Origin of the sequence: Mesorhizobium sp. M7A.F.Ca.AU.001.01.1.1, assembly GCF_004022735.1 — a bacterium.
In the GTDB taxonomy this organism is placed as follows: Bacteria; Pseudomonadota; Alphaproteobacteria; order Rhizobiales; family Rhizobiaceae; genus Mesorhizobium; species Mesorhizobium ciceri.
The window spans coordinates 1-1,472 of record NZ_RZPF01001059.1 but is presented as its reverse complement, the minus strand read 5'-3'; the positions used below and the strand labels follow the sequence as shown (position 1 = coordinate 1,472).

Annotated in this window: 2 protein-coding genes; both read left to right on the top strand. The window is 60.7% G+C overall.

All coding sequences use genetic code 11. From position 1 onward, the window contains the following. Positions 1–14 precede the first annotated feature (14 nt). Entirely contained in the window at positions 15–248 is a 234-nt protein-coding gene (locus EN884_RS39975) for a hypothetical protein (RefSeq protein ID WP_063170622.1), read from the top strand. 87 nt (positions 249–335) lie between these two features. Further along, positions 336–1,379 (top strand): alpha/beta hydrolase, encoded by a 1,044-nt coding sequence (locus EN884_RS35725; protein ID WP_063170621.1) that lies wholly within the window; start codon positions 336–338, stop codon positions 1,377–1,379. Positions 1,380–1,472 lie beyond the last annotated feature (93 nt).

Below are 1,472 nucleotides of genomic sequence, written 5' to 3'. Positions count from 1 at the left end.
ATCGCTGCCCAATCATGTGCGCGGAAGCCGTCTGGTGGCGGTGCCACCGCCGCATTATTTCCGACTACCTGCTCGGAGAAGGCGAACGCGTCATGCATACTCTTGGGGCCGGTCATGCCGAGGAGGCCAGCCTGACGCCAGGCGCTGTGTGCGCGATGATGGAACGATCGTTTATCCCGGGAGCATCTCCTCGGGACGCAAGCATGGATCATTGCAAGATCGCGGCCATGGCGATCGCCAGGCGTTGAAAAGCCTTCCACGCCAGGCACAGGGTCTGGCGGAACAAGCTGTGACCTCGAAGGTTGGGTCACGCAGACAGCTTCTAAGGCACGCGAATGGCGTTGGACAGAGACGAGGCGAAACTAGCGGCCGGATTGTCCGTCGCTGCATTAGCGGCACTAGCGGGATACAACGCCATCCGCGCCAAACGTGCGATCGCCAGCCTGACATGCGGACGTATGATGGCAATTGATGGTCTGCGCCTGCATTTTATCGAAGCCGGAACCGGCATGCCGCTGCTTCTCCTGCATGGCAATGGATCCATGGCGGAGGATTTCAAGTCGAGCGGCGTCTTCGATGAGGCGGCAAAGACCTACCGGGTGCTCGCATTTGACCGTCCCGGCTTTGGGCGAAGCTCACGTTCGCGCACCCGGCGCTGGTCCGCTTGCGACCAAGCCGACCTCATACATGCCGCCGCCGGCAGATTGGGTATTAAGAAATATCTCGTCCTTGGACATTCCTGGGGAGCCTGGATCGCCCTCGAGTTGGCGCGCAGGCATTCTTCATCGGTCGCCGGCATTGTGCTTGTCTCAGGCTATTACTATCCGCCACCGCGGCTGGATCTTGCACTGGCCGCACTCCCGGCATTGCCGGTGATCGGAACGGGGTTTCGCCACACCTTGTTGCCGCTGCTTGTGAGGCTTGCCTGGCCTTGGGCAATGGAAAAGATATTTCGACCCGCTATGATCGCCAGCGACTTCGCCGCATCCGCCAAGGATGCCGCCAGCCGCCCTTCCCAACTGCGGGCGGTTTGTTCGGAGTCAGCATCTATGCTGGCCGCGGCCCTGTCGAAGAAGGCCAGCTATAAGGACATTTCCGTACCGACCGGCATCCTGGCGGGATCTGGAGACCGGTTGTTCGATGCGGAACGGCATGCACGGCGCCTGCATGCCGAAGTTGGTGGGTCTCTCCTCGAGGTGATTCCGGGCGCTGGCCATATGGTTCATCAGAGCGCCCCGCAGGCAGTAGTCGGTATGGTGCACACGATTTCAGCACGGCACGCCCTTTCCCAATCGGGCCGTCGGCAGCGACGTAAGCTGCGTGCCGACGAGTTCAAGCTAGGTCCGGCTCCGCAAATGTTCCAGGCGGGCGACAAGTGACGCCGCTTGCACGAGATCGTCGTTCAAACGAGCTTTTCAAATGAGCGACCAACGTCCAGCCAACATGCAGTCGGTGCTCCACCAGAACATAGA